Source organism: Caniella muris, from assembly GCF_943193035.1.
Lineage (GTDB): Bacteria > Actinomycetota > Coriobacteriia > Coriobacteriales > Atopobiaceae > Granulimonas > Granulimonas faecalis.
In genome coordinates this window covers 1,034,744-1,057,930 of record NZ_CALPCK010000001.1, presented here as the reverse complement: position 1 = coordinate 1,057,930, position 23,187 = coordinate 1,034,744, and the positions used below count along the sequence as shown (strand labels likewise).

General features: G+C 68.6%; 18 protein-coding genes. 12 read left to right on the top strand and 6 right to left on the bottom strand.

Features of this window, described 5'->3' with window-relative positions; all coding sequences use genetic code 11:
* Positions 1-76: 76 nt before the first annotated feature.
* Positions 77-868 carry a GntR family transcriptional regulator gene (locus NFR49_RS04615; protein ID WP_251158467.1) on the bottom strand — a complete coding sequence of 264 codons (792 nt, stop codon included), beginning with the start codon at positions 866-868 and terminating at the stop codon, positions 77-79.
* A 165-nt stretch (positions 869-1,033) separates the two neighbouring features.
* Here NFR49_RS04615 and NFR49_RS04610 point away from each other — a divergent pair, with 165 nt between their 5' ends.
* From NFR49_RS04610 to NFR49_RS04585, 6 genes are all read left to right on the top strand, one after another.
* The gene (locus NFR49_RS04610; protein WP_135978290.1) at positions 1,034-1,792 is read left to right on the top strand and encodes a DeoR/GlpR family DNA-binding transcription regulator; all 759 of its coding nucleotides are present in this window, start codon (positions 1,034-1,036) and stop codon (positions 1,790-1,792) included.
* Positions 1,793-2,130: 338 nt separating this feature from the next.
* Positions 2,131-3,189: a phenylalanine--tRNA ligase subunit alpha gene (pheS, locus tag NFR49_RS04605; protein WP_251158466.1), complete on the top strand. Its 1,059-nt coding sequence runs from the start codon at positions 2,131-2,133 to the stop codon at positions 3,187-3,189.
* A 49-nt stretch (positions 3,190-3,238) separates the two neighbouring features.
* Positions 3,239-5,701, top strand: a complete 2,463-nt coding sequence (gene pheT / locus NFR49_RS04600) for a phenylalanine--tRNA ligase subunit beta (RefSeq protein WP_251158465.1) — start codon at positions 3,239-3,241, stop codon at positions 5,699-5,701.
* A gap of 170 nt (positions 5,702-5,871) precedes the next feature.
* Complete coding sequence (locus tag NFR49_RS04595) at positions 5,872-6,303, top strand: hypothetical protein (protein ID WP_251158464.1); 432 nt, start codon at positions 5,872-5,874, stop codon at positions 6,301-6,303.
* Positions 6,304-6,580: 277 nt separating this feature from the next.
* Positions 6,581-7,285 (top strand): ATP-binding cassette domain-containing protein, encoded by a 705-nt coding sequence (locus NFR49_RS04590; protein WP_251158463.1) that lies wholly within the window; start codon positions 6,581-6,583, stop codon positions 7,283-7,285.
* 2 nt (positions 7,286-7,287) lie between these two features.
* Positions 7,288-7,956 carry a hypothetical protein gene (locus NFR49_RS04585; protein ID WP_251158462.1) on the top strand — a complete coding sequence of 223 codons (669 nt, stop codon included), beginning with the start codon at positions 7,288-7,290 and terminating at the stop codon, positions 7,954-7,956.
* Between the two features lie 612 nt (positions 7,957-8,568).
* Here NFR49_RS04585 and NFR49_RS04580 read toward each other — a convergent pair.
* Entirely contained in the window at positions 8,569-9,030 is a 462-nt protein-coding gene (locus NFR49_RS04580; RefSeq protein ID WP_251158461.1) for a NanQ anomerase/TabA/YiaL family protein, read from the bottom strand.
* Positions 9,031-9,258: 228 nt separating this feature from the next.
* Between NFR49_RS04580 and NFR49_RS04575 the strand changes: the two genes are divergently transcribed.
* Both NFR49_RS04575 and NFR49_RS04570 read left to right on the top strand, forming a co-directional pair.
* Entirely contained in the window at positions 9,259-10,083 is an 825-nt protein-coding gene (locus tag NFR49_RS04575; protein WP_251158460.1) for a hypothetical protein, read from the top strand.
* Positions 10,084-10,174: 91 nt separating this feature from the next.
* Positions 10,175-10,912 (top strand): GntR family transcriptional regulator, encoded by a 738-nt coding sequence (locus NFR49_RS04570; RefSeq protein WP_251158459.1) that lies wholly within the window; start codon positions 10,175-10,177, stop codon positions 10,910-10,912.
* On the opposite strand, the gene NFR49_RS04565 is transcribed toward NFR49_RS04570, so the two are convergent.
* Together NFR49_RS04565 and NFR49_RS04560 are read right to left on the bottom strand one after the other, a co-directional pair.
* Positions 10,909-12,018: a hypothetical protein gene (locus NFR49_RS04565; RefSeq protein ID WP_251158458.1), complete on the bottom strand. Its 1,110-nt coding sequence runs from the start codon at positions 12,016-12,018 to the stop codon at positions 10,909-10,911. The two genes, NFR49_RS04570 and NFR49_RS04565, sit on opposite strands and share 4 nt — an antisense overlap.
* A 361-nt stretch (positions 12,019-12,379) precedes the next feature.
* Positions 12,380-13,219, bottom strand: coding sequence for a DegV family protein (locus NFR49_RS04560; protein WP_251158457.1), 840 nt, complete (start codon positions 13,217-13,219; stop codon positions 12,380-12,382).
* Between the two features lie 297 nt (positions 13,220-13,516).
* Here NFR49_RS04560 and NFR49_RS04555 point away from each other — a divergent pair, with 297 nt between their 5' ends.
* Positions 13,517-14,716: an iron-containing alcohol dehydrogenase family protein gene (locus NFR49_RS04555; protein WP_251158456.1), complete on the top strand. Its 1,200-nt coding sequence runs from the start codon at positions 13,517-13,519 to the stop codon at positions 14,714-14,716.
* Between the two features lie 395 nt (positions 14,717-15,111).
* Here the strand turns inward: NFR49_RS04555 and pyk are convergent, their stop codons facing one another.
* A complete protein-coding gene (gene pyk, locus NFR49_RS04550) occupies positions 15,112-16,557 on the bottom strand; it encodes a pyruvate kinase (protein WP_135978301.1) in 1,446 nt (481 codons plus the stop codon).
* Positions 16,558-16,668: 111 nt separating this feature from the next.
* Positions 16,669-17,667: a 2-hydroxyacid dehydrogenase gene (locus NFR49_RS04545; protein ID WP_251158455.1), complete on the bottom strand. Its 999-nt coding sequence runs from the start codon at positions 17,665-17,667 to the stop codon at positions 16,669-16,671.
* Positions 17,668-18,041: 374 nt separating this feature from the next.
* Between NFR49_RS04545 and NFR49_RS04540 the strand changes: the two genes are divergently transcribed.
* The 3 genes from NFR49_RS04540 to NFR49_RS04530 all read left to right on the top strand — a co-directional run bounded on the left by NFR49_RS04540 (position 18,042) and on the right by NFR49_RS04530 (position 23,178).
* A complete protein-coding gene (locus NFR49_RS04540; RefSeq protein WP_251158454.1) occupies positions 18,042-20,717 on the top strand; it encodes a calcium-translocating P-type ATPase, PMCA-type in 2,676 nt (891 codons plus the stop codon).
* Positions 20,718-20,975: 258 nt separating this feature from the next.
* The gene (rsgA, locus tag NFR49_RS04535; protein ID WP_251158453.1) at positions 20,976-22,172 is read left to right on the top strand and encodes a ribosome small subunit-dependent GTPase A; all 1,197 of its coding nucleotides are present in this window, start codon (positions 20,976-20,978) and stop codon (positions 22,170-22,172) included.
* Between the two features lie 286 nt (positions 22,173-22,458).
* Complete coding sequence (locus NFR49_RS04530) at positions 22,459-23,178, top strand: SAF domain-containing protein (RefSeq protein WP_251158452.1); 720 nt, start codon at positions 22,459-22,461, stop codon at positions 23,176-23,178.
* The last annotated feature ends 9 nt before the right edge of the window (positions 23,179-23,187 follow it).

The following is a 23,187-nucleotide window of genomic DNA, read 5'->3' as shown; positions in this document are numbered from 1 at the left end:
GGCCGGCGCGGAGAGGGCCGGCCACCCCGCGCGGGTGACCGGCCCTCTCTCTCGTCCGCCCGTCCCCCGGCCGCACCTAGGGCCTGTTGGGGAGGCGGTAGTCGTCCGGGGACCCCTTGCCCACGAGGTGCACGCCCAGGCGCGTGCTGTCGGCGGGCACGAAGGCCTCGGTGATGTCGAAGACCTCCCCCTCGGTGTCGCGCACGACCCGCACGATGCGGAAGGCCGCGCTGCGGTGCTGGCGCCCGAGCTTGGCGGCCACCTTCTTGGTGAGCAGCACCGCCTGGTAGTACTCGTCGGCGTCCCCCACCTCGACGCCCCAGCCCTCCTCGAGGACCCGGTAGAGCGACCCGGTGAGGTCGGCCTTCTCGAGGCCCTCGAAGCGCCAGCAGGGGATGTGCTCGATCTCGAGGGAGACGGCCAGGCCGTCGGCATGGCGCAGCCGCTCGATGCGGAAGATCGACGGGTGATCCGTAGGGAGGTCGAGGGTCCGGGACGAGAAGCCCGCCGGGTAGGTGCGCTCGAAGGACAGGACCTCGGAGTGCGGCTCCATGCCCTCGGCCCTCACGGCGTCGGTGAAGTTGTAGACGCTGCCCAGCTGGCGGCGCATGTATTGGGGGGAGACGAAGGTGCCCACCCCCGACATGCGGTAGATCTCCCCCGTGGTGCGCAGGGTCTCGAGGCCCTGGCGAACGATGGAGCGCGGCAGGGAGAGGGCGTCGCACAGCTCGCGCTCGTCGGGCAGGGCGTCGCCCGGCCCCAGGATGCCGTCGCGTATGACCTTTGAAACGGCCGTGGCCAGCTGCACGTCGAGGGAGGGGCCGCCGGTCTTGTCGATGTGGGCGGCGATGTGGTCCAAGGTGTCCATGACACAATTTTATCTAAAACGGCATCCCGTGTCAGTATTATTTCAATGAATGCCAGGGGCCGCCTCGCCGTGGTTTCCGGTGGGGCTTCGTTCGAAACCTTGATACCATGGAAACGTTTTCCGGAGAGCGTCCAAAACTGACGTTCACAACCCAAGGAGGAACCCATGGGAAAGCGCGACGCCCGCATCCTCGAGGTGCTCACGGAGCGCAAGCGCGTGGAGGTGGCGGAGCTCGCCCGGGAGCTTGGCGTGTCGTCGGTCACCATGCGCAAGGACCTCGACGAGCTCGAGGCCCGCGACGTCATCAAGCGCGAGCACGGCTACGCCCTGCTCGGCAGCCCCAACGACATCAACGGCCGCCTGGCCTACCACTACCAGACCAAGGGCGCCATCGCCCGGGCCGCTGCCGACCTCGTGGCGGACGGCGAGACGGTCATGGTGGAGTCGGGCTCGTGCTGCGCCCTGCTCGCCCTGGGGCTCGCCCAGGCGGCCCGCGGGGTCTCCGTCGTCACCAACTCCGCCTTCATCGCCAGCTACGTGCGTCGGGAGCCCGCGGCCAAGACCGTGCTGCTCGGCGGCGCCTACCAGAACGACTCCCAGGTGAACGTGGGGCCCATGGTGGCCCAGTGCGCCCAGAACTACTGCGTGGAGCGCCTGTTCATAGGCGTGGACGGCTACGTGCCCGGCCAGGGCTTCACCAACAGCGACCAGATGCGCGCCCAGGCCGTCGTGGACATGGCGGCCCAGGCCGAGCGCGTCGTGGTGCTCACGGAGTCCGACAAGTTCTCCCGCCGCGGCGTGGTGCCCATGCACCTGGGCGACAAGGTGGACTGCGTGGTCACCGACGACGGCGTGGACGACGCCGTGGCGGCCGCCATCGAGGCCGCCGGCGTGGAGCTCGTGCGGGTGCCCCGCTCCGACTGACAGGCGCCGGCCACCTCCCTCCTGTGCTATCCTGCTGCGAAGGCGATGACGGAGAGGGTGCGGCCCCGCGTGTCGTGCGGACAGAGAGGGAGCCCCGGGTTGAGAGGTTCCCACGCGCGACGAGGCCCCACGTTCACTCCACCAGCCGCGACCTGAACGGCGCCGACGCGCCCGGTAGGGGAGCCGTCAGGCCCACGGCACGGGCCCAAACGAGTGGTCGCTCGGGAGAGAAAACTCAAGCGTCAATCAAGGTGGTACCGCGGATTCCGTCCGTCCTTGGCCCAGTCAGCCAGGGGCGGTTTTTGTTTGGGCCGGGGGACCGGCCGGGAGGGAGAGACATGTCGATGATCGACGAGCTCGACCGCATTGCGGCCGAGGCCCGGGAGAAGGTCGCCCAGGCGGTCGACCTCGAGGCGCTGGACGCCGTGCGCGTCGCCGTGACGGGCAAGAAGGGCAGCCTCACGGCGGTGCTCCGCTCCATGGGCACCGTGCCCCCCGAGGAGCGGCCCCTCGTGGGCAAGCGCGCCAACGAGGTGCGCCAGGAGGTCGAGGGCGCCCTCGCCGAGCGCCGCGAGCAGCTGGCGGCCGACGAGCTCGCCGCCCGCATCGAGGCCGACGCCGTGGACGTGACCCTGCCGGGGCGCCGCCCCCACGTGGGCACCGAGCACCTCATCAGCCAGATCGTCGACGAGGTCGAGGACATCTTCATCGCCCTCGGCTACACCGTGGCCTCGGGCCCCTACGTGGAGACCGAGTACTACAACTTCACGTCGCTCAACGCCCCGGCCGACCATCCCAGCCGCTCGCCGCGCGACACCTTCTACGTGGAGGACCCCACGAACCCGTCCGCGGGCTCGCTGGTGTCCGACGTGCTGCTCCGCACCCAGACCTCCCCGGTGCAGATGCGCACCATGGAGGCCGAGGAGCCGCCCATCTACATGATCAGCCCGGGCCGCGTGTTCCGCCCGGACACGGCCGACGCCAACCACCTGCCGCAGTTCACCCAGATCGAGGGCCTGGTGGTGGACGAGGGCATCACCTTCGGCGACCTCAAGGGCACGCTCGACCACATGACCCGCGAGCTCTTCGGCCCCGACCGCGCCACCCGCTACCGCCCGCACTTCTTCCCGTTCACCGAGCCCAGCTGCGAGCTGGACGTCTCCTGCGGCGTCTGCGGCGGCAAGGGCTGCCGGTTCTGCAACCACACCGGATGGATCGAGATCCTGGGCTGCGGCATGGTCGACCCCAACGTCTTCGGCTACGCGGGCATCGACCCGGAGCGCTACAGCGGCTTCGCCTTCGGCATGGGCGCCGAGCGCATCGCGGCCCTGCGCTACGACCTCCCCGACCTGCGCATGCTCATGACCGGCGACATGCGCTTCCTCCGGCAGTTCTGAGCCCCCGGACCCCTTACGCAAAGAGCGAGCTGCGAGAAAGGCAGTATCCATGCGAGTTTCCTACGAGTGGCTGAAGACCATGGTCGATCTGCCCGACGATGTGTCGGACCTGGTCGCCGAGCTTGTCCGTACCGGCACCGAGGTCGAGGCGGTGGAGGCGGTGGGCGCGGACCTCGACCACGTGGTCACCGGCCGCATCCTGTCCTGCGAGCCGCACCCCGACTCCGACCACATGCACGTGACCATGGTGGACGTGGGCATGCGCAACGTCGACGGGAACGGCGACCCCGCGCCGCTGCAGATCGTGTGCGGCGCGCCCAACGTGGCGGCCGGCGAGCACGTGGTGGTGGCCATGGTGGGCGCCGTCCTGCCCGGCGACGTCAAGATCAAGAAGAGCAAGCTCCGCGGCGTGGAGTCGTGGGGCATGAACTGCTCGGCCCGCGAGCTCGGCCTCTCCGGCGACCACGAGGGCATCATGGTGCTGCCCGACGACGCCCCCGTGGGCGTGCCCGCCGGCGAGTACCTGGGCGTCTCCGACGTGGTGCTCGACTGCGAGATCACGCCCAACCGCCCCGACTGCCTGTCCATGACGGGCTTCGCCGTGGAGGTGGGCGCCACCCTGGGCGAGGACACCCACATCGAGCTGCCCGCCGTCCGCCACGAGGCGGGCCCCGCCGCCAAGGACTCCGTGTCGGTGGCCGTCGAGGACCCGGAGCGCTGCAGCCGCTACTGTGCCCGCGTGCTCCGCGGCGTCAAGGTGGGCCCGTCGCCCGAGTGGCTGGCCCGCCGCGTGACGGCCGCCGGCAGCCGCCCCATCAACAACGTGGTGGACGTCACCAACTACGTCATGTACCTCACCGGCCAGCCGCTCCACGCTTTCGACCTGGCCAAGGTCCCCGTGGTGGACGGCAGGCACGCCGTGGTGGTGCGCCCGGCTCGCGACGGCGAGCACATCGTGACCCTCGACGGCCAGGACCGCGAGCTCACGCCCGACATGACCGTGATCTCCGACGGCAACGGGGAGGCCATCGCGCTCGCCGGCGTCATGGGAGGGGAGAACTCCGAGGTGGAGGAGTCCACCTGCGACGTCCTCCTCGAGAGCGCGTGCTTCTCGCCCGGCCACACCAGCCGCACGAGCCGCGACCTCGGCCTCATGAGCGAGGCCTCCATCCGCTACGAGCGCAAGGTCGACGCCGCCGGCTGCGACGAGGCCGCCGCCATCGCGTGCGCGCTCTTCGAGGCCTGCTGCGGCGCCGAGGTGGCCCGCGGCGTCGTGGACGTGTACCCCGAGCCCGTGAAGGCCGCCACCGTCGCCCTGCGCCCGGCCCGCGTGCGCGAGCTCTGCGGCGCGGACATCCCCACCGACTTCATGGTGGAGAGCCTCGCCCGCCTGGGCTGCGTGGTGGTGCCGTCGCGCCTGGGCGCCTACCTGGACGTCGTGCCCCCCACCTCCCGCCCGGACCTGGAGCGCGAGATCGACCTCGTGGAGGAGGTGCTCCGCCTCTGGGGCATGGGCGAGGTCGAGCCCACCATCCCCGGCGCCGCCAACCACTCGGGCGGCCTCACCCGCCGCCAGCGCCTGGACAAGGCCGTGGGCGAGGCGCTCAGGGCCGGCGGCCTCTGCGAGACCCTCACCTACAACTTCGCCGAGTCTGGCGACCTCGAGCGCCTCGGCATGGCCGAGGACGGCCGCGGCCAGGCCGTGCGCATCCTCAACCCGCTGACGGCCGACCAGGGCGAGATGCGCCGCAGCATCGTGCCGGGGCTGCTGCGCTCCGTGGCCTACAACCTGGACCACGGCGTGGACGACGTGATGCTCTACGAGCAGGGCCGCGTCTTCTTTGGCAGCCCTGACGCCGCACAGCCCGCCGAGCCCCGCTACGTCTCCGCCGTGCTCTGCGGCGCCTGGGGCCCCGACACCTGGGACAGCAAGCCCCTGCCCCTGGACTTCTTCGACGCCAAGGGCCTCGTGGAGGAACTCTGCCGCCAGCTGAAGGTGGAGCGCCTGCGCTTCAAGGCCGCCAAGCCCGAGCGCTACCCCTGGCTGCAGCCCGGCCGCGCCGCCGAGGTGCTCTGCGGCAAGCAGCGCATCGGCTGGCTGGGCAACGTGCACCCGAGCTCGCTGGCGCGGTTCGGCATCGAGCGCGACGTCGTGGCCTTCGAGCTCGACCAGGACGCCCTCCTCGACCACGCCCAGGACCAGCTGCCCTATCGCGACATCCCCACGCTGCCCGGCGTGGAGCAGGACCTGGCCATCGTGGTGGACGAGGACGTGGACTACGAGACCTGCGTCCAGCGCATCCAGAGCGCCGGCGGCAGGCTGCTGGCCGACATCCGCCTCTTCGACGTCTACCGCGACCCCGTGCGCGTGGGACCGGGCAAGAAGTCCATGGCGTTCGCGCTCACGTTCCGCGCCCCCGACCGCACCCTGACGGCCGCCGACGTGGAGAAGGCCATGGAGAAGCTCGTGGGCAAGATCTCCAAGTCCCTGGGCGCGGAGGTGCGCAGCTAGAGCGGCGTGGCAAACGCTTATAGGCAAACGCTTCCGGGTTTTTCTGCGCCTGAAAGCGGCTGAGGGCACCCTCAACCGCTTTCAGGCGCAGTTTTTGCCATGGCGGAGTGCAGGTAGAGGTCACCACCTCGGGCGCCGTGAACACGGATAGTACCTACAGGGTGCTCGACATGCTCGCCATCCAGGGCTTTGGTGTGCAGGTGAGTCTTGACGGTCTTGAGAAGCGCCATGATGCTATCCGGGGGGTTCCGTGGGCTTTTGCGAGTGTTGAGCACTTTGTGAGAGAAGCTGTGCGCAGAGGCGTGCGCGTGGCCTGTGCCATGGCGCTGATTGACCAGTCGAGCGGCGAGGCCGAGGCAACCTGTGCACTGGCTCGCTCATGGGGTGTCTCTTCGTTTCGGTTGGCTTCCGTGCTGTCAGAAGGAAGAGCGGCGGGGCTGGAGGGCGAGCGTCTGTGGCGCCCGTCATCTGTGCGCAGGCTCCTACGAAGCCTGCAGGAAAAGTTTGAAACCGAGGGCTTTTCGGTTGTGCTGGCCGACGAGGAGGCTGTTTCTAGCCCAGAGGCATTGGCCTATGGGTGCGGCACGGGAGAGCGTCTCTGATATGTAGAGCCTGACTTTTCCGTCCGGCCATGTCCGCTTTTGCCAGAAATAATTGGCAATTTATCGTGTCAATCTGTTGAAACGGTTAGACGGAACGGGGCACACAAAATAAGAGCCATCTCCGACCCATCTCCGGGGCGGTGCGGCGGCTGTGATTATGCAATCGAATGCAAAGGTTGCAGGGCCATGGGCCGGGCAGCCGCCCATGGAGAGAAGAGCGGCTGTTGTCCTTGGTGGGACGCTTGTTTGAAAAGTCTAGACGCTGAGGGGTGAAACCGTGCCATCCATCAACGTGTCCGACATCTCGTTCTCGTATAGGACGCTGCTGCGCAAAAAACAAGTGTTTGACGGACTCTGCCTAGATACCGACGGGGGCGTCTGTTGCCTTTTGGGCCATAACGGCGCGGGAAAGACCACGCTACTCAAATTGATTTATGGGGCGCTCAAGCCGTCTCGAGGCACCGTTGCCGTGCATATGACCCGGATGGACGGCATGGCGCTGGTAACGGGGCCATGGGGCGTTGAAGAGCGTTTGTCGCCTAACGAGAATCTGCGGTTCAGAGAAGAATACTTAGGCACCTCCGACGTTGCGGCTCAGGGAGAGCGATGGGCGCGGCGAATGGGGATTGCCGGCTACATGGACACGCCCTGCCGCGAGCTTTCCTCCGGCCTGTTCGTGCGGGCCGCCCTGGTTCTCGCGTTGTCGGAGTCGCCCGAAGTGCTGCTCCTTGACGAGCCCACCGCTGCCGTCGATCCCGAGACCCGGGTAGTGGTGGCTCAAGCCGCGGCCGAGATGGCGGGTGCTGGGGGTGCGCTGGTGGTGGCTACCCACGACTTTGATCTTGCCCACAAGGTTGGGGAGAGGGCCGTTGTGCTCGACGGGGGCTGCGTGGTTGACGACTTTCCGCTTGCGGAGTGCTCCCGTGATGAGCTTGAGCAGAGGTATTTTGCGACGGTGCGTCACGAGGGGGAGGGGGACTGACTGTGGTCGGTGCGCTCTTTTATAAAAGTCTGATGTTTATAAAGAGGTCTTCCAGGGAGGCTGTTTGGATAGGATTTGCATACTTCTGGTTTTTTGGGCTCATCGCGACAAAGCCATTTTGGATAACAGCTTTTTTTATAGGATATCAATCTGCCGAGCTATTCATTTATGGCGGTTCGATTCTGGCCGTGTCCATGCAGTTCTATTCCCTGATTGTAAGAGATGATATAAAGTCAGGATTTTTGCAGCGTGTCTGCTTGGAGAAGCGCCCCTTGCTGGGCTACATCGTGGGTGCTGCCGCGCTGCCGGCTTTGATGGGGTTTGCGTTTGGCATTTCCCTGATCGTTGTCTACTGTGCGGTTGACGGATTCTCGGCCTCTGCGCTAATACAATATAATGGTATAAATGTTATTATACTCATATCAGGACTTGTGACTCTTGCCGCATCCTCGGCCCCTTCTTGGGGGCTTGTCTTCGGCGACTCCGATGAGATGCAGGTTGCCTATATTGTCACGGTGCTGGCTGTGCTCATGGTAGCGGTGCTCGCCTTCTTGCCTCGCTTCGGGGTTCTTGGGGTGTCTGTTGGCTTGTGGGCGGTGTCAGTGGTCTTCTTCGGGCTTTTCTGGATGCTGTCTCGCCATCGCTTTCGTTCGACGGGAGTGCTTCCGTGATTGGAGAGCGAGAGACTCATCTGTGCCGGACCACCCTGTTCAACGGGTGCCTTGCGACGTCCTGTGACGTGAGGGCTGGCGTGTGGGAGTCTTCTTCAGCCGGCGTATTCAGGGCCTCTGGCACGTCACCGAGAACAGGTCGCTGCGATCCTCTCGAGGTGACCGAGGCCCTTTTTCCTTCACGGCAGAAGGAGGTGGAGAAAGAGCTTGGTCGCCTGATCGATGGTTCCGACTGCGGTGATAAAACCTCGGTGTCCATGCTCTTTGAGGAGAGTCGGGAGCGGGTTGCATTTGGGCCGGTTGCGGACGAGCGCAAGTGCTCGTTCTTGCGGTTTATTATTCGCACGAAGGGCATGCCCCATTTTGTGCGGGATTGGGTTCTTCGCGAGTGCACGCTCGACGAACTCCTAGCTGCTGCCAGCGGAGCGATTCACCGGGCCGCTCTTGACCAAAATCGGGGCCTAGGTTGCCCACGAAGTGCGTTTCGCCGCCGAGAGATCCTGCCTCTTCGCCCCCCTGCGCCTGAAAGCCGTTGAGGGTGCCCTCAACGGCTTTCAGGCGCAGGGGGGCGGTGACAAACCAGCCTGGTATCTTGTCTGCCTGGCGCAACCCCTAGTCGGCGATGCGGACCTTCACGCAGGCCTTGAAGAGCGGGGCGGGAGCGTCGAGGCTGCAGCCGGGCTTGTGGGCGTCGGCCGGGGCGGTCAGGCAGAACTCGCCGGCCTGGGTGACGACCCAGCTCTCCAGCTCGGGCTGCTCCACGAGGACGAAGTCGTTCTCCTCGTCGAAGGCGCCCTTGGGGGTGCAGTCCTTCATGCGGGCGATCCCCATGAGCTCCACGCCCGAGAAGACGTAGTGGATGTCGATGTAGTCGCGGTGAGCCTCGTAGTCCTTGGTGTCGGCGGGGGCGGTGTCGAAGCGCATGACGTTGGCGAAGACGTCGTCGCCGTCGATGTCGTTGCGGCCGAGCTCGAGGGTGGCGGGGTCCACGGTGCGGCACCAGTCCATGGCGCGCTCGATGCGCTCGGAGGTCACGGGGCCGAAGGCCTTGGCGTCGATGGATGCAGAGATCACGGGTGCTCCTTAGGTGGGGGCGGAAACGGGCGTCTCTCTGTATGCCCCTCCGGGTCCCTTTCTAAGCGCCGGCCGGCACGCTGTCCGGCCGGCCGGCGACCCTGCATGCCGCCCCCGGCCCACGGTGGCCCACGGCACGCCCCCTGTCCGTGGTCGGGGGCGACCGTCTTTGCACTATCCTGTGACTACACGCCTCTACCTGCAGTCTCGATTCCCGGGAGCCAGCCCATGCCCTCTTGGAACATCCACACCGGCCTCGTCGAGCACGTCCTGGCGCCCGGGGACGCCGCGGCCCTCGGCATCCGCGACGCCAACCTGTTCCTCTTCGGCAACCTCGTGCCCGACATCTACGTGGGCTACATGGCGCCGGACGTCTCCCACACCCTCCGCTACATCGACACCCACTACGGCCAGCCCACGCACATCCCCGTGCCCGAGGTGGACCGGTTCTGGGACGACTGGGTCGCCCCCGCGATCCCCCGGGGCGGCGTGGACGACGTGGTGCTCGGCGCCTGGGCGCACCTGCTCGCCGACAACCGCTACAACGCCTGCGTCCGCACCTTCAACGAGGCCCACTCCATCCCCAGCGGGGAGCGGACGCGCATCGCCAAGCAGGGGGACTTCGACCTCTTCGGCCACTCCCTCGGCATCTCGTCCACGGTGGAGGTGACGCCCGCGCTCATCTCCGCCGCCGCGCGCTTCCCCCAGTACGCCGTCGAGGCCGCGGACGTGGCCCGCGCCGCCGCGGCCGACCGCGCCATCGTGGAGGCCGCCCGCCGGCCGCCCGAGCGCACCGCGTACGAGCTGCTGCCCCGCGACCTCATCCAGGAGGTCTTCGACTCCGTCGTGGCGGAGACCCGCTCCGGCCTCGCCGCCTACACGGCCGCCCTTCGCGAGGCCGGGTTCGACCCGTCGGCCCCGGCGCCGGAGCTGCCGCTGCACCGCCCCGACCTCTGGGTGGGGCCCGCGCCCGCCATACGTTTTGCCGAGGACCCCCAGGCCGGCGCCGCCGTCAATGACCCGGTGGAGGGCGCGGCGACCCATGCCCGCTGACGGAGTCTGACGTGCGGTCCGGACGCTCCGGTCCGCTAAACTGTGACAGGTCCCGTGCGTGCCCGGGCGAACGCTTTTGGGAGATGATTTCATGGCCGATTTCGAGAGGGACGACTCCAGCCTCCTGTACATCCAGGTGGCCGACTACGTGCGCGAGAAGATCTACAGCCACGAGTGGGGCGTCGACGACCGCATCCCCTCGGAGCACGAGCTCATGGCTATGCTGCACCTCTCCCGCGGTACCGTGCAGAAGGGCATCCGCGCCCTGGTGGACGAGGGGCTCCTCGTCCAGCAGCGCGGCCGCGGCACCTACGTGGTCCAGCCCATCATGGCCCGTCCCACGTCCAACTACCTGCTGTCGTTCGCCGAGTCCATGGCCTCTCAGGGCATCCCCTACGAGACGCGCCTCGTGGAGAAGCGCGTGGAGCCCGCCAACAAGGCTTGCGCCTGGGCCCTGGGCCTCGACCGCGGCGACCCCTACCTGTACGTGGCCCGTGTGCGCTCGGTCTTCGGGGAGCCGGTCATGTTCATCGAGAGCCACGTGTCGCTGGGGGCCTGCCCCGGCATCGAGGACGCCGACTTCGAGCACGAGGGGCTCTTCGAGGCGGCGGTGCGCACGAGCGGCCACGAGGTGGGCCGCTCCAACCAGGTCTACTCCGCCTGCGTCTGCGGCAAGCGCCGTGCCGAGTGGCTCGAGTGCGACGAGAAGTCGCCCGCCCTGCAGCTGGAGCAGACCGTGTTCCTCGACGACGGGCGCGCCTTCGAGTGGGGCTGCGTCTGGCTGCCCGCCAACCGCTGCGTCATCAGCGCCAGCACCGAGCGCGCCTAGGCGGCGTCCCCGGGGCCGCCGGCCGTCGCGTGCGGGGTGCCGCCTCGGGCCGGGATCGCGAGGTAGCGGCCGGGGTTCACGAGGAACCCGAGCTTCCACAGGCGGTCCATGGCCACGTTGACGGCCACGGGCAGCCCGTAGGCCACGGCCAGCGTGCCGGCGACGAGGAGGGGCACCGGCGGCGACGCCGGGCCTGCCAGGTAGAACCACACCGCGAGGAACATCGGGTGCATGAGCCAGATGCCCTTGGTGTAGCCGTCGACGGCCGAGAAGAACCCCCACTGCCCGCGCCCTGCCGAGAAGAGGCGCCCGTAGAGCGCCGTGGCCGCCCAGAGCCCACCGGTCGTGAGCAGGGCCTCCATCGCGGGTGCGGCCACGAGCCCGGCCCGGGAGGCCCACAGCAGGGCGACCGCGGCCACCGCCCAGGCGCCCCAGAGCGCGCGGGGGCTCCCGAGGGCCGTCAGGGGGCGGCCGTCCCCCTCGGCCGCGGCGAGGGCCATGCCCCCGCAGAACCAGATGCCGTTGGCACAGCCGTTGAGCACCACGTAGGGGAGGTGCGCCACCGCCGCCTGCCCACCCGGCAGGGACTGTGCGACGACCAGGGCGACCTTGAGGGCGGCGGCCACGGAGACCGTCAGGGCCGCCTGCCTCCGGGAGCGCAGGGTCGGGACGACGGCGTAGAGGGCCAGTGCCACGAGGAAGAAGCCCACGGGGACCACCGGCTCCACGAGCAGGGCGCGGCCGAGGGCGGCGGGCGAGAGGCCCGGGCCGGCGCCGGTCCAGCCGTCTACGAGGAGGGTGGGGACGGTGACCGCCGCGAGGGGGACGAGCATGTAGACGAGCTCGCGCCCCATGGAGACGAGCCACGAGCGCCCGCTGTCCACCAGCCACTGGCGCTGGTAGAGGTAGCCGTACCCGAAGTAGAAGACCGGCAGCTGCACCGGCAGGAGGCAGCGGGTCCAGAAGTCGAGCACGGGGCCCGCAGACAGGACATGGCGGGCGACGAGTGCGGAGACGACGCTGCCCAGGGCGAGGAGCAGCGAGGCGGTGGACTCCAGGTTGTAGATCCAGGTGGTGTCCGTCGCACGCGGGGACCTGCGTCTCATGATCGTCCCTCGACGTGGGCGGGAGAAGCCAGATGGAGCCCGGGCCTCAGCGGAGAGAAAGCAGAGAGAGATGAGAGAGAGCGCTGAAGCCCGGGCTCCTCCAAGGCGACGATGGGGTCCTGCAGTGCCGGGGGAGCGTGTGCAGGTCGTCCGCCTTGGTGCTTGTCTCGCTCATTCCCATAAGGGACACCGATATGCCAGATATGCCGGCGCCGTCACGTTTTGGACAGAGCGCTTGGACAAACCCAAACCCCCGCCGCCGGCCGCCCTCCTGTCCCATCACCCGGACACTTTTGTCCCAATGGTCGGGCACTTCTGTCCCACATCGACGCGGCGAAGGCACGGCCCGCGGGTTGAAAGCTCAGTCGCTGAAGAACGCCACCGCGATTGCCCCGGGGCCTCCGTGGGTGCCGATGGTGGGGCCCACCTGGTGCACCGGGAGCTCCTCCACAAGGTCTTCCCACAGCCAACCGGCGTCCTCGATGTACTTGCGCAGGAGCGTGTCGTCCAGGCCGGTGTAGCCCAGGGCCAGCGGGCGCGAGACGTCGATGCCGTTGCCGCGCTGGATCTCCTTCACCAGCAGGTTGTGGCCGTTCTTGGAGCCGCGGGCCTTGCCGATGACCTCCACGGCGCCGTCGCGCACGGCCACCACGGGCTTGATGGAGAGCATGCCGCCGACGGCCGCCGACGCCGCCGAGACGCGGCCCCCGCGCCTGAGGTACTCCAGGGTGTCGAGCAGGGCCACGAGGCGGACGTCGCCCTTCTCGGTGTTCAGGCGCTCGGCGACCTCCCCGGCCGAGAGGCCCTCGTCCACGAGCTGCAGCGCGCGGTGCACGAGCACCGACTCGCCCACGGTGACGTTCTGGGAGTCGACCACGAACACACGGCCGTCGAATCCCTCCGCGGCCAGGCAGGCGCTCTGGTAGGTGCCCGAGAGGCGCGACGATATGGTGACGCACACGACGTCGCTGCCGTCGGCCGTGGCCTCCTCGAAGGCCTGGGTGAAGGCGCCGGGGGAGATCTGGCTGGTGGTGGGGACCTGGTCGCCCTCCACGAGGAGCTCGTAGAAACCGTTGGCGTCGAGGTCGACGCCGTCGCGGTACTCGGTCTCCCCGAAGGTCACCGTCATGGGGACGACGGTGACGCGTGGGTGGGAGGGGGCGATGTCCGAGGCGGAGTCGGTGATGATGCGGATGGCCACGGGGAGCCTTTCTGTCCGGTTCGCAGGCCGCGGCGGCGACCGTACGGTTCACATAGTGAACGGTCGTATTGTAGGCGACGGGCAGGGGCGTTCAGCTGCCGGTAAGGTCGTACATGGAATCGACAGCCCCCGGCGGACCTGTCCGGCGCGGGCGATGAGGGTTCGCCTTCAGGTGCCTCGGCCGCAACTGACAGGTCTGTCAACAGGTGGTGACGGCTGAGCGCCGCCTCGGCCGGGCGCCCCTACAATGGCCCCTACTTGACGGGGCCCGCGGGCCCGGACGAAGGGAGAGCCGTCATGGACCGAGCGAGGTCGGAGTTCCTGCCCTGCTACACCGTGGGGACCGACGCCTACGAGTCGGTGGCGTCGATCGTGTCGCCCTACGGCACCCGCGCGGTGCTCATCGGCGGCAGGAAGGCCCTCGCGGCGGGGGAGGGGCGTCTGCGCGAGGCCCTCGCAGGCACCGGCGTCGAGGTCGTGGCCACCGAGTGGTACGGCGGCGAGTCGTCCCACGCCAACGCGCGGCGCCTTGCCGCCATGGAGGCCGTGGCCGGCTGCGACATGGTGTTCGCCATGGGCGGCGGCCGCGCCGTGGACTGCTGCAAGGAGGTCGCCGAGCTCGTGGGCAGGCCGCTCTTCACGTTCCCCACGGTGGCGTCCAACTGCGCCCCCGTCACGGCCATCGGCGTCTTCTACAGGGACGACGGCTCGGCCGACGACTACTTCTTCCCCTCGGCTCCTCCCGCCCACTGCTTCATCGACCTCACGGTGCTCGCCCAGAGCCCCGACGAGCTGTTCTGGGCCGGCGTGGGAGACGCCCTGAGCAAGGGTCCCGAGGTGGAGCTCGCCAGCCGCGACCTCGTGCTCGAGGCCACCCCGGCCATGGGCAGGGCCATCGCGGCCACCTGCGAGGGGCCGCTCTTCTCGGACTCCGAGGAGGCCTTGGTTGCCAAGCGGCGCGGGGTGGTGACCGAGGCCTTCGAGGCCGTGGTGCTCGACATCATCGTGACCTGCGGCATCGTCTCCAACATGACCACCTCGATGGTGGACCCCGACCATGCCTACTACTACAACTCCTCCGCGGCCCACGCCTTCTACAACGCGTGGACGGGCATCTCGCCCGAGTTGGTGGAGGAGCACCCCCACGGCGCCGTGGTGGCGTTCGGGGTGCTGGTGCTTTGGGCCTTCGATGGGCGCATGGACGCGCTCGCCCGCTACGCCTCCCTCAACCGTCGCCTGGGGCTGCCGGTGACCCTCTCGGCCATCGGTGCCACGGCCGAGGACGTGCCCGGCATCGTGGGGCGCGCCCAGGCCACCAACGAGTGGGGCCGCGCGCCCTACGGTTACACGGTCGAGCGGTTTGGCCAGGCCGTCTTGGACGCGGACTTCTACGGCCGCGCCCTCGAGGCCGACGACCCCTTGGCCGAGGAGGCCGCCCGCATCCGCGTGGAGCGCCACGCCCCCACGCCCGAGACCGCGGTGCCCCGGCGCGTGTAGGGGGTGCATCCCTACCTACACCAAGTGGCTAGTTGGTGCACCTCTTGGCAAGGGAAGGGCTCCCCGACCTGCGCCAAGTAGCTAGTTGGTGCACCCCGCGGCCGAGAGGTGCCTCCCAACCTGCACCAAGTAGCTACCTGGTGCACCAATCGGCCGGAAAAGGACCCCTCAACATGCACCAACTAGCTAGTTGGTGCACCTCTCGGCAGTGAGGCGCCCCTCAACCTGCACCAGGTAGCTACTTGGTGCACCTTTTCATCCGGAAGAGGGTTTCCAACCTGCACCAGGTAGCCACTTGACGCACCCCTCGGCCGCCCTGCCGCACAAAGAAGGCGCCGCCCCCGGGATGGGGACGGCGCCTCGGCGGTGCGGGGTGTCTGCCTGCCTTGGGAGGCTTAGGAGACCTGGGCCACCATCATCATGTTGGTGCTGGTGATGTAGTCGCCCTGGCTCGGCGAGGTCTGCGGGTCGCCGGCGGTGACCACGGCGAGGTCGCCGGTGTCCACGCGGCCGTTCTTCTTCATCACGTTGAGGGCGTCGTAGATCGTGGCCGACAGCGTGCCCTGGGTGGTGGACTTGAAGGCCTCCACGCCCCAGTAGAAGGAGCACTTGCGGATGGTGATCTCGGACGGGGACACGGCGTACACCGGCAGCTTCGGGCGGAAGTTGGAGACGATGCGCGCGGTGCGGCCCGTGGCGGTGGGGGCGATGATGCAGATGGCGCCGCAGCGGTCGGCGGTGGTCACCGAGGCGAAGCCGATGGCGCCGTTGACGTTGCGCACGCCGCCGCGGTCGAAGTAGCGGTGGCGCTCCTCGAGGAAGTGCTCGGTCTCGGTGCACACGGAGGCCATCATCTTCACGGCCTCCACCGGGTACTTGCCGGCAGCGGTCTCACCGGAGAGCATGACGCAGTCGGTGCCGTCGAGCACGGCGTTGGCCACGTCGGTGACCTCGGCGCGGGTCGGGCGCGGGTTGCGGATCATGGAGTCGAGCATCTGCGTGGCGGTGATGGCCGGCTTGTAGGCCTCGTTGCACTTGCGGATGATGGCCTTCTGGATGTGCGGCACCTTCTCGGGGGGAATCTCCACGCCCAGGTCGCCGCGGGCCACCATGATGCCCGAGGAGACCTCGAGGATCTCGTCGAAGTTGGTGACGCCCATGGCGCACTCGATCTTGGGGTAGACCGAGACGCGGGGGCAGCCGTGGTCGGCGCAGAGCTGGCGGATGACGCGCACGCCCTCGGCGTCGCGGATGAAGGAGGCGGCGATGGCGTCGATGCCCATCTCGCAGCCGAAGGCGATGTCGGCCTTGTCCTGCTCGGTGACGGCGGGCAGGCCCACGTTCACGTTGGGGACGTTGACGCCCTTGTGCTCGCCCAGCTCGCCGCCGTTGGTGACCACGCAGTAGATGTCGTTGCCCTCCACGTGGTCGACCTCGAGGCCGATGAGGCCGTCGTCGATGAGGATGACGGAGCCCTTCTTGACCTCGGAGGGCAGGGCCTTGTAGTCGAGGGAGAAGCGCTCGGCGTTGCCGGCCACGTCGTCGTCGGTGGTCACGACCACGTGGTCGCCGGTGGCCAGCATGACCTTCTTGCCGTCCTCGAGCAGGCCGGTGCGGATCTCGGGGCCCTTGGTGTCGAGGAGGATGGCCACGTTGGCGCCGAGCTCGTCGGAGATGCGGCGGACGCGCTCGATGCCGGCCTTGTGGTACTCGTGGGAGCCGTGGGAGAAGTTGAAGCGGGCCACGTTCATGCCGGCCTTGATGAGCTCGCGGAGAACGTTCTCGTCCTCGGTGGACGGGCCCATGGTGCAGACGATCTTGGTCCTCTTGGTCTGTTGCATGTCATTCCTTCCGGTTCAGACCTGGCGCTCCGGCTTTTCTTCTCTTCCTGCGCAGCGCCTACGAAAAAACACCTTCCCGGGTCTTACCCGGGAAGGAGGGTGACTGCTCGGTTAGCAGACGACGTTGGGCTTGGGGAGCTGGTCGACGGTGCCGTTGACGTAGGCCATGGCGTTGTCGAGGGTGGTGTGGGCGATGGCGTCCAGGGCCTCGCGGGTGAAGAAGGCCTGGTGGGAGGTGACCACCACGTTGGGGAAGGCGCAGAGGGTGGAGGTCACCGACTCGAAGACCGCGGAGGAACGGTTCTTGAAGACGTTGGGACCCTCCTCCTCGTAGACGTCGATGCCGGCGGCGCCGATCTTGTGGGAGCGGATGCCGCGGATGAGGGCCTGGGTGTCCACGAGGCCGCCGCGGCCGGTGTTCACGAAGACCACGCCGTCCTTCATCTTGGCGATGGCGTCGTCGTCGATCATGTGGTAGTTGCTCTCGAAGAGCGGGCTGTGGAGGGAGATGAGGTCGGACTGGGCGAGCAGCTCGTCGAGCTCGACGTACTCCACGATGCCCTCGAGGGAGGGGTTGGGGTACGGGTCGTAGCCGAGGACCCTCATGCCGAGGCCGGAGACGATCTTGCACATGGCGGCGCCGATCTTGCCGGTGCCCACGATGCCCGCGGTCTTGCCGTGGAAGGTGGTGCCGAGGAGGCCGGAGAGGGAGTAGTCGTTCTCGCGGACGCGGTTGTAGCCGCGCACGATGTGGCGGTCGGCGGCGAGGGCGAGGCCGAGGGCGAACTCGGCGATGGCCTCGGGGCTGTAGCCCGGGACGCGCAGGACGCTCATGCCGAGGTCGCGGGCGACGTCGAGGTTGACGGCATCGAAGCCGGCGCAGCGCATGAGGACGAGCTTGATGCCGAAGCCGGCGAGGATCTCCAGGGTCATGGCCTTGATGTCGGAGTTCACGAAGCCGCAGACGCCGTCGTAGCCGTTGGCCAGGGTGGCGGTCATCGGGTTGAGGTCTGCCTCGAGGAAGTCGATGGTGATGTCGGGGTAGTCCTTGAGGGCGTTCTCGAAGGACGACTTGTCGTAGTCGAACGTGTCGTAGAACAGGATCTTCATGGGATGCCTTTCTCTCTCCTAGGCCTTGCCCTCGCAGGGTCGAACTCGATTATTCCAACTGGCTATTCTAGGTGCCGCCGGTCCCTCCCTTTTATGCGAATCCCACACAACATGAGAAAAGTTGCCCACGCTGCTGCGACATCTAGCTGGATGTTTTCTGATTGTGATGGGAAGCGCCGGGCAGGGGGCCTGGCCGCCGGTTTGGCGAGTCCCTGTGCTTTCTCCGCCTGCGGCGACCCTCGGCGTCTTGCTGGGTAGAATCGCCCCATTGCCCATGCCGCCGCCATGGCAGCCTTGGTGAGCCCTTGCCCCTCCTGGGGAATTATGATCGGGCACCGATCTGGCCGCGGCCGAAAAACCAGGAGGGAAGAGATTTGAAACCGTACCTGCAAACCGCCGACGAGGTGGCCCAGGGCCTCTCCACGGACGTGGAGACCGGCCTCACCGACGCCGAGGTGGCCAAGCGCCTCGGCCAGTACGGGCCCAACAAGCTCGACGAGGCCAAGAAGGACCCGCTGTGGAAGCGCTTCCTGGCCCAGCTCGCCGACCCCATGATCATCCTGCTGCTCGCCGCCGCGGTCATCAGCGCCGTGGCCGGCGCGGCCCAGGGCGAGTCCGACATCGCGGACGTCGTCATCATCCTGTTCGTCGTGGTGGTCAACGCCGTCCTCGGCGTGGTCCAGGAGTCCAAGGCCGAGGAGGCCCTGGAGGCCCTCCAGCAGATGGCCGCCAGCACCTCCAAGGTGGTGCGCGACGGGAAGATCGTGGACGTGCGCTCCGAGGAGCTCGTCCCCGGCGACGTGGTGGTCCTCGAGGCCGGCGACGCCGTGCCGGCCGACTGCCGCGTGGTGGAGAGCGCCAGCCTCAAGGTGGAGGAGTCCGCGCTCACCGGCGAGTCCCTGCCTGTGGACAAGATGGTGGACGCCCTGCTCGCCGAGGGCGACGACGTGCCCCTGGGCGACCGCAGGAACATGGTCTACATGGGCTCCACCGTGGTCTACGGTCGCGGCCGCGCCGTCGTGGCGGCCACCGGCATGGACACCGAGATGGGCAAGATCGCCGACTCCATCAACGAGGCGGTGGACGAGCAGACCCCGCTCCAGCGGAAGCTCGCCGAGCTCTCCCGCATCCTCACGATCGGCGTCATCGGCATCTGCATCTTCATCTTCATCGTCGACTTCATCAAGCACGGCGCCGAGTTCATGGCCGACCCGCGCCTCGTCATCGACACCTTCATGGTCGCCGTCTCGCTCGCCGTGGCGGCCATCCCCGAGGGCCTCGTGGCGGTGGTCACCATCGTGCTGTCCATCGGCGTCACCAAGATGAGCCGCGAGTCCGCCATCATCCGCAAGCTCACCGCCGTGGAGACCCTGGGCTGCACCCAGGTGATCTGCTCCGACAAGACCGGCACCCTCACCCAGAACAAGATGACCGTCGTGCGCCACTCCGGCGCCGACGAGGACGAGCTCGTGCGCGCCATGGCCCTCTGCAACGACGCCCAGTGGGTGCTCGCCGAGGAGTCCGCGAAGGGCGAGCCCACCGAGGCCGCCCTCGTGGCCGACGCCGCCAAGCACGGCCTGCCCAAGACCGACCTCGACGCCGAGTACGTGCGTGTGGGCGAGGCCCCGTTCGACTCCGGCCGCAAGATGATGTCCGTGGTGGTGCGCTCCGCCGAGGGCGAGGTCACCCAGTACACCAAGGGCGCCCCCGACGAGGTGCTCAAGCGCTGCACCAAGGTCGTCACCGCCGACGGCGTGGCCGACCTCACCGACGACGTGCGCGACGCCATCCTGCAGGAGAACAAGGCCATGGCCGACGACGCCCTGCGCGTGCTCGCCGCGGCCCGGCGCTCCTGGCCCGAGGCCCCGGCGTCCGAGGACGCCGACCACCTGGAGCAGGACCTCACGTTCGTCGGCCTCTGCGGCATGATCGACCCGGTGCGCCCCGAGGTGGGCCCCTCCATCGCCGAGGCCCACGGCGCCGGCATCCGCGTGGTCATGATCACCGGCGACCACATCGACACCGCCGTGGCCATCGCCAAGGAGCTCGGCATCGTGACCGACCGCTCCCAGGCCATCACCGGCGCCGAGCTGGACAGGCTCTCCGACGAGGAGCTCGCCGAGAGGATCGGCGACTACGGCGTGTACGCCCGCGTGCAGCCCGAGCACAAGGTCCGCATCGTCGAGGCTTGGAAGAAGCAGGGAAAGATCGTGGCCATGACCGGCGACGGCGTCAACGACGCCCCGTCCATCAAGCGCGCCGACATCGGCGTGGGCATGGGCATCACCGGCACCGACGTCACCAAGAACGTCGCCGACATGGTGCTCGCCGACGACAACTTCGCCACCATCGTGACGGCCGTGGAGGAGGGCCGCCACATCTACGACAACATCCGCAAGGCGATCCAGTTCCTCCTCTCCAGCAACATCGCCGAGGTCATCGCCGTGTTCGTGGCCACCATGATCGGTTTCGTGATCCTGGAGCCGGTGCACCTGCTCTGGATTAACCTCATCACCGACTGCTTCCCGGCCCTCGCCCTGGGCATGGAGAAGACCGAGCCGGGCATCATGGGCCGCAAGCCCCGCGAGGCCTCCGACGGCATCTTCGCCGGCGGCATGGGCGTCGACGTGGTCTTCCAGGGCGTGGTGATCTCGCTGTTCACCCTCATCAGCTACTTCATCGGCGTGTCCCACCAGTTCGGCACCGTGGACCTCGGCTTCATCGCCTCCCATCCCGAGGCCGGCGTCGAGGGCATGACCATGGCGTTCCTCACGCTGTCCATGGTGGAGATGTTCCACTCGTTCAACATGCGCTCCCGGCGCCAGTCCATCTTCAAGCTGGGCAACCACAACCTGTGGCTCTGGGGCTCCTTCGCCCTGTCCCTCGTGCTGACCTTCGTGGTCATCGAGGTGCCCCCGGTGGCCCAGGTCTTTGGCTTCGCCGAGCTCGACGCCCCCAACTACCTCATGGCCATGGGCCTCGCGTTCCTGATCATCCCGATCATGGAGCTCTACAAGCTCTGCTGGCGCGTCCGCGACAACGCCGCCTAGGGGCCTTCGCCCCTCGTGTCCGGGGTTTTGCATCATCGGTCGTGACTCGAACGGGCCCGTGCATCTGGCGATGCGCGGGCCCGTTCTCAGACACGACCTTACGATGCAAAACCCCGGACCGGCTGTGACCCCTCGGCTTTACCGCCTGGGGTACTCTTCAGGGGTTGTACCTTTATCACTTTGGCCGGGCGCTCGGGGTGTCACACGCGGGGTGCGGGCATATATCCTTGGTGCGGAACGGTGAGAGAGGGGAGGACCATGGCGAAGCGGAGCAAGAGGCGGCAGGCCCGGGGCGGCCGCCGCGGCAACGGGCAGGAGACCGTCCTGCCGGACGTCTCCACGTTGGCGGACGTCCCGGGCTGGGGCGACCTCGCGCCCACGCCCCTGCAGGACGAGGCCTTCGCCGCGTGGCGGGGCGCCTCGGAGGACCCCGACGGCCTGGAAGAGGGCTGTGTCTGCCGTCTCGACCGCGGTTTCCCCGCCGTCCTCACGGCGTCCGGTCCCGTGCGCGCCGAGCACGCCGTGCGCATCGCCAAGGAGGCGGACGCGCTCAAGCCGGCCGTGGGCGACTGGGTGGCGCTGCGCCGCCCCGCGGGCCACGACATGGCCGTGATCGAGGAGGTCCTGCCCCGCAAGAGCGAGGTCGCGCGGTGGCGCGGCGGATCCCGGGGCGAGCGCCAGGTGCTGGCCGCCAACGTGGACGTGGTGCTCTGCGCCCAGGCCGAGGGGCGGCGCGGCATCTCCCTCGACCGCGCCGCCCGCGCCGCCACGGTGACGGCCGACTGCGGCGCCGCCTGGGCCGTCGTGCTCACCAAGGCCGACTGCGCGCCGTCGCCCGCGGCGCTCGCGGCGGACGTGGCGGCCCTGAGGGCCATGCTCGGCCCCGGCACCCCCGTGGTGGTGTGCGCGAGCCTCCTCGAGGACGGCGGGGAGCCCGAGCAGGATGCGGGCCTCGAGGCCCTCCGCGCCGCGGTGGAGGGGGCCGGCGGCTCCTGGGGTGTGGGGGCGGTCCGCGCGCTCGTGCCCGAGGGGCGCACGGGCATGGTGCTCGGCGAGTCCGGGGTGGGGAAGTCCACCCTGCTCAACGCGCTGCTCGGCCACGAGGCCCTCGAGACCGGCGCCGTGAGGGAGCGCGACGGCGCCGGCCGGCACACCACGGTCACGCGGCGCATGGTCAGGCTGCCCGGCGCCGGCGTCATCATCGACTGCCCCGGCCTCAGGAGCCTGCCCCTCGTAGGCCACGAGCGGGGCCTCGCCAAGGTGTTCCCCGAGGTGGCGGCCGAGGCCGGCAGCTGCAGGTTCAGGGACTGCACCCATGGCTCCGAGCCCGGGTGCGCCGTGGTGGAGGCCGCCTCCCGGGGCGCCTTCACGGCGGAGGCGCTGGACGCCTGGCGGTCCCTGGCCGCCGAGATGCGCGAGAGCGCCGGGACCCTCGACCCCGACGTGCGCCTCTGAGCCGGGCGCCCCGGCCGGACCCCTCTCCCACAAAGCTCGTCCCGAACAGGCCCGGGGGTCGCCCCCGGGCCTGTTCATGTATGGGGACGGCTTGTGGATCTTAGGCAACCGGTTGCGTTGCCGCGGGGCCGTGTCAGCGCTTTCGTGCAGCGCGTCTGACGGACGGCGTCAGGTCCCGGTCAGGCGAATGTCAGAACCCGGGCAAACGAATTTGCAGGTACATGCCGATTTCCTCGAGCCGGTGGCCCATGATTGGGGTCGACCGGGACCAGTGGAGGAGGCGGGTATGTCCAAGCGATTTCGAATTGTCGCAGCGAGCGCGTTCGCCGTGCTCGCGCTTCTCTCCGCCCTGGCCTACGGCGAGCAGGTGCGCGACCAGGCGGAGTCCCGGCGCAACGAGGCGCTGGAGCGCTACGGCGGGGAGGTCGCGCAGGTGGTCGTCGCCACGGAAGCGGTGTCTGCGGGTGACGAGCTCGGTGCCGCTAACTGCGCCCTCGAGGAATGGCTCGTCGACCTCGTTCCCGAGGGCGCGCTCACGTCGCTCGACGACGTCTCCGGGGTCCCGGTCGCCTCGCCGCTCTCCCGCGGCATGCCGGTGTGCGACGTGCACCTCTCAAAGGGCGGCGAGTCCGTGGCCGTGCCGTCGGGCAAGGTGGCGGTCACCGTGCCCGTGGGCGACCGCACGGGGGTGCCGGCGGAGGTGGGCGCCGGGACGGTCCTGGCGGCCTTTCGGTGCTCCGACGGGACGACCCGCCTCTTGGCCCGGGACGTGTCCGTCCTGGCTGCCTCGGGGCAGCGCGGCGGCCAGGGAGGGTCGCTCACGCTCGCGGTGCCGGCCGACGACGTGGCCCCGGTGGTCACGGCGAGCGCGGACGGGACCCTCCGCCTCGTGCGCCCCGCCGACGACGTGGGGGACCTCTCGGCGAGCGCGGCGCCCCAGGCCGTGGGGCCCGAGGATGCCGGCGGCGCCGGCGATGGGGACGTGGACGCGCCCGAGGGCGCTTGAGGAAGGGGG

Excerpts from the sequence above, each read along its gene's own strand:
- pyk (WP_135978301.1), bottom strand. The coding sequence starts at position 16,557 with ATGCAACAGACCAAGAGGACCAAGATCGTCTGCACCATGGGCCCGTCC.
- pheS (WP_251158466.1), top strand. The coding sequence starts at position 2,131 with ATGTCGATGATCGACGAGCTCGACCGCATTGCGGCCGAGGCCCGGGAG.
- NFR49_RS04575 (WP_251158460.1), top strand. The coding sequence starts at position 9,259 with ATGCCCTCTTGGAACATCCACACCGGCCTCGTCGAGCACGTCCTGGCG.
- NFR49_RS04595 (WP_251158464.1), top strand. The coding sequence starts at position 5,872 with ATGCTCGCCATCCAGGGCTTTGGTGTGCAGGTGAGTCTTGACGGTCTT.
- NFR49_RS04615 (WP_251158467.1), bottom strand. The coding sequence starts at position 868 with ATGGACACCTTGGACCACATCGCCGCCCACATCGACAAGACCGGCGGC.
- NFR49_RS04610 (WP_135978290.1), top strand. The coding sequence starts at position 1,034 with ATGGGAAAGCGCGACGCCCGCATCCTCGAGGTGCTCACGGAGCGCAAG.
- NFR49_RS04530 (WP_251158452.1), top strand. The coding sequence starts at position 22,459 with ATGTCCAAGCGATTTCGAATTGTCGCAGCGAGCGCGTTCGCCGTGCTC.
- NFR49_RS04555 (WP_251158456.1), top strand. The coding sequence starts at position 13,517 with ATGGACCGAGCGAGGTCGGAGTTCCTGCCCTGCTACACCGTGGGGACC.
- NFR49_RS04570 (WP_251158459.1), top strand. The coding sequence starts at position 10,175 with ATGGCCGATTTCGAGAGGGACGACTCCAGCCTCCTGTACATCCAGGTG.
- rsgA (WP_251158453.1), top strand. The coding sequence starts at position 20,976 with ATGGCGAAGCGGAGCAAGAGGCGGCAGGCCCGGGGCGGCCGCCGCGGC.
- pheT (WP_251158465.1), top strand. The coding sequence starts at position 3,239 with ATGCGAGTTTCCTACGAGTGGCTGAAGACCATGGTCGATCTGCCCGAC.
- NFR49_RS04565 (WP_251158458.1), bottom strand. The coding sequence starts at position 12,018 with ATGAGACGCAGGTCCCCGCGTGCGACGGACACCACCTGGATCTACAAC.
- NFR49_RS04545 (WP_251158455.1), bottom strand. The coding sequence starts at position 17,667 with ATGAAGATCCTGTTCTACGACACGTTCGACTACGACAAGTCGTCCTTC.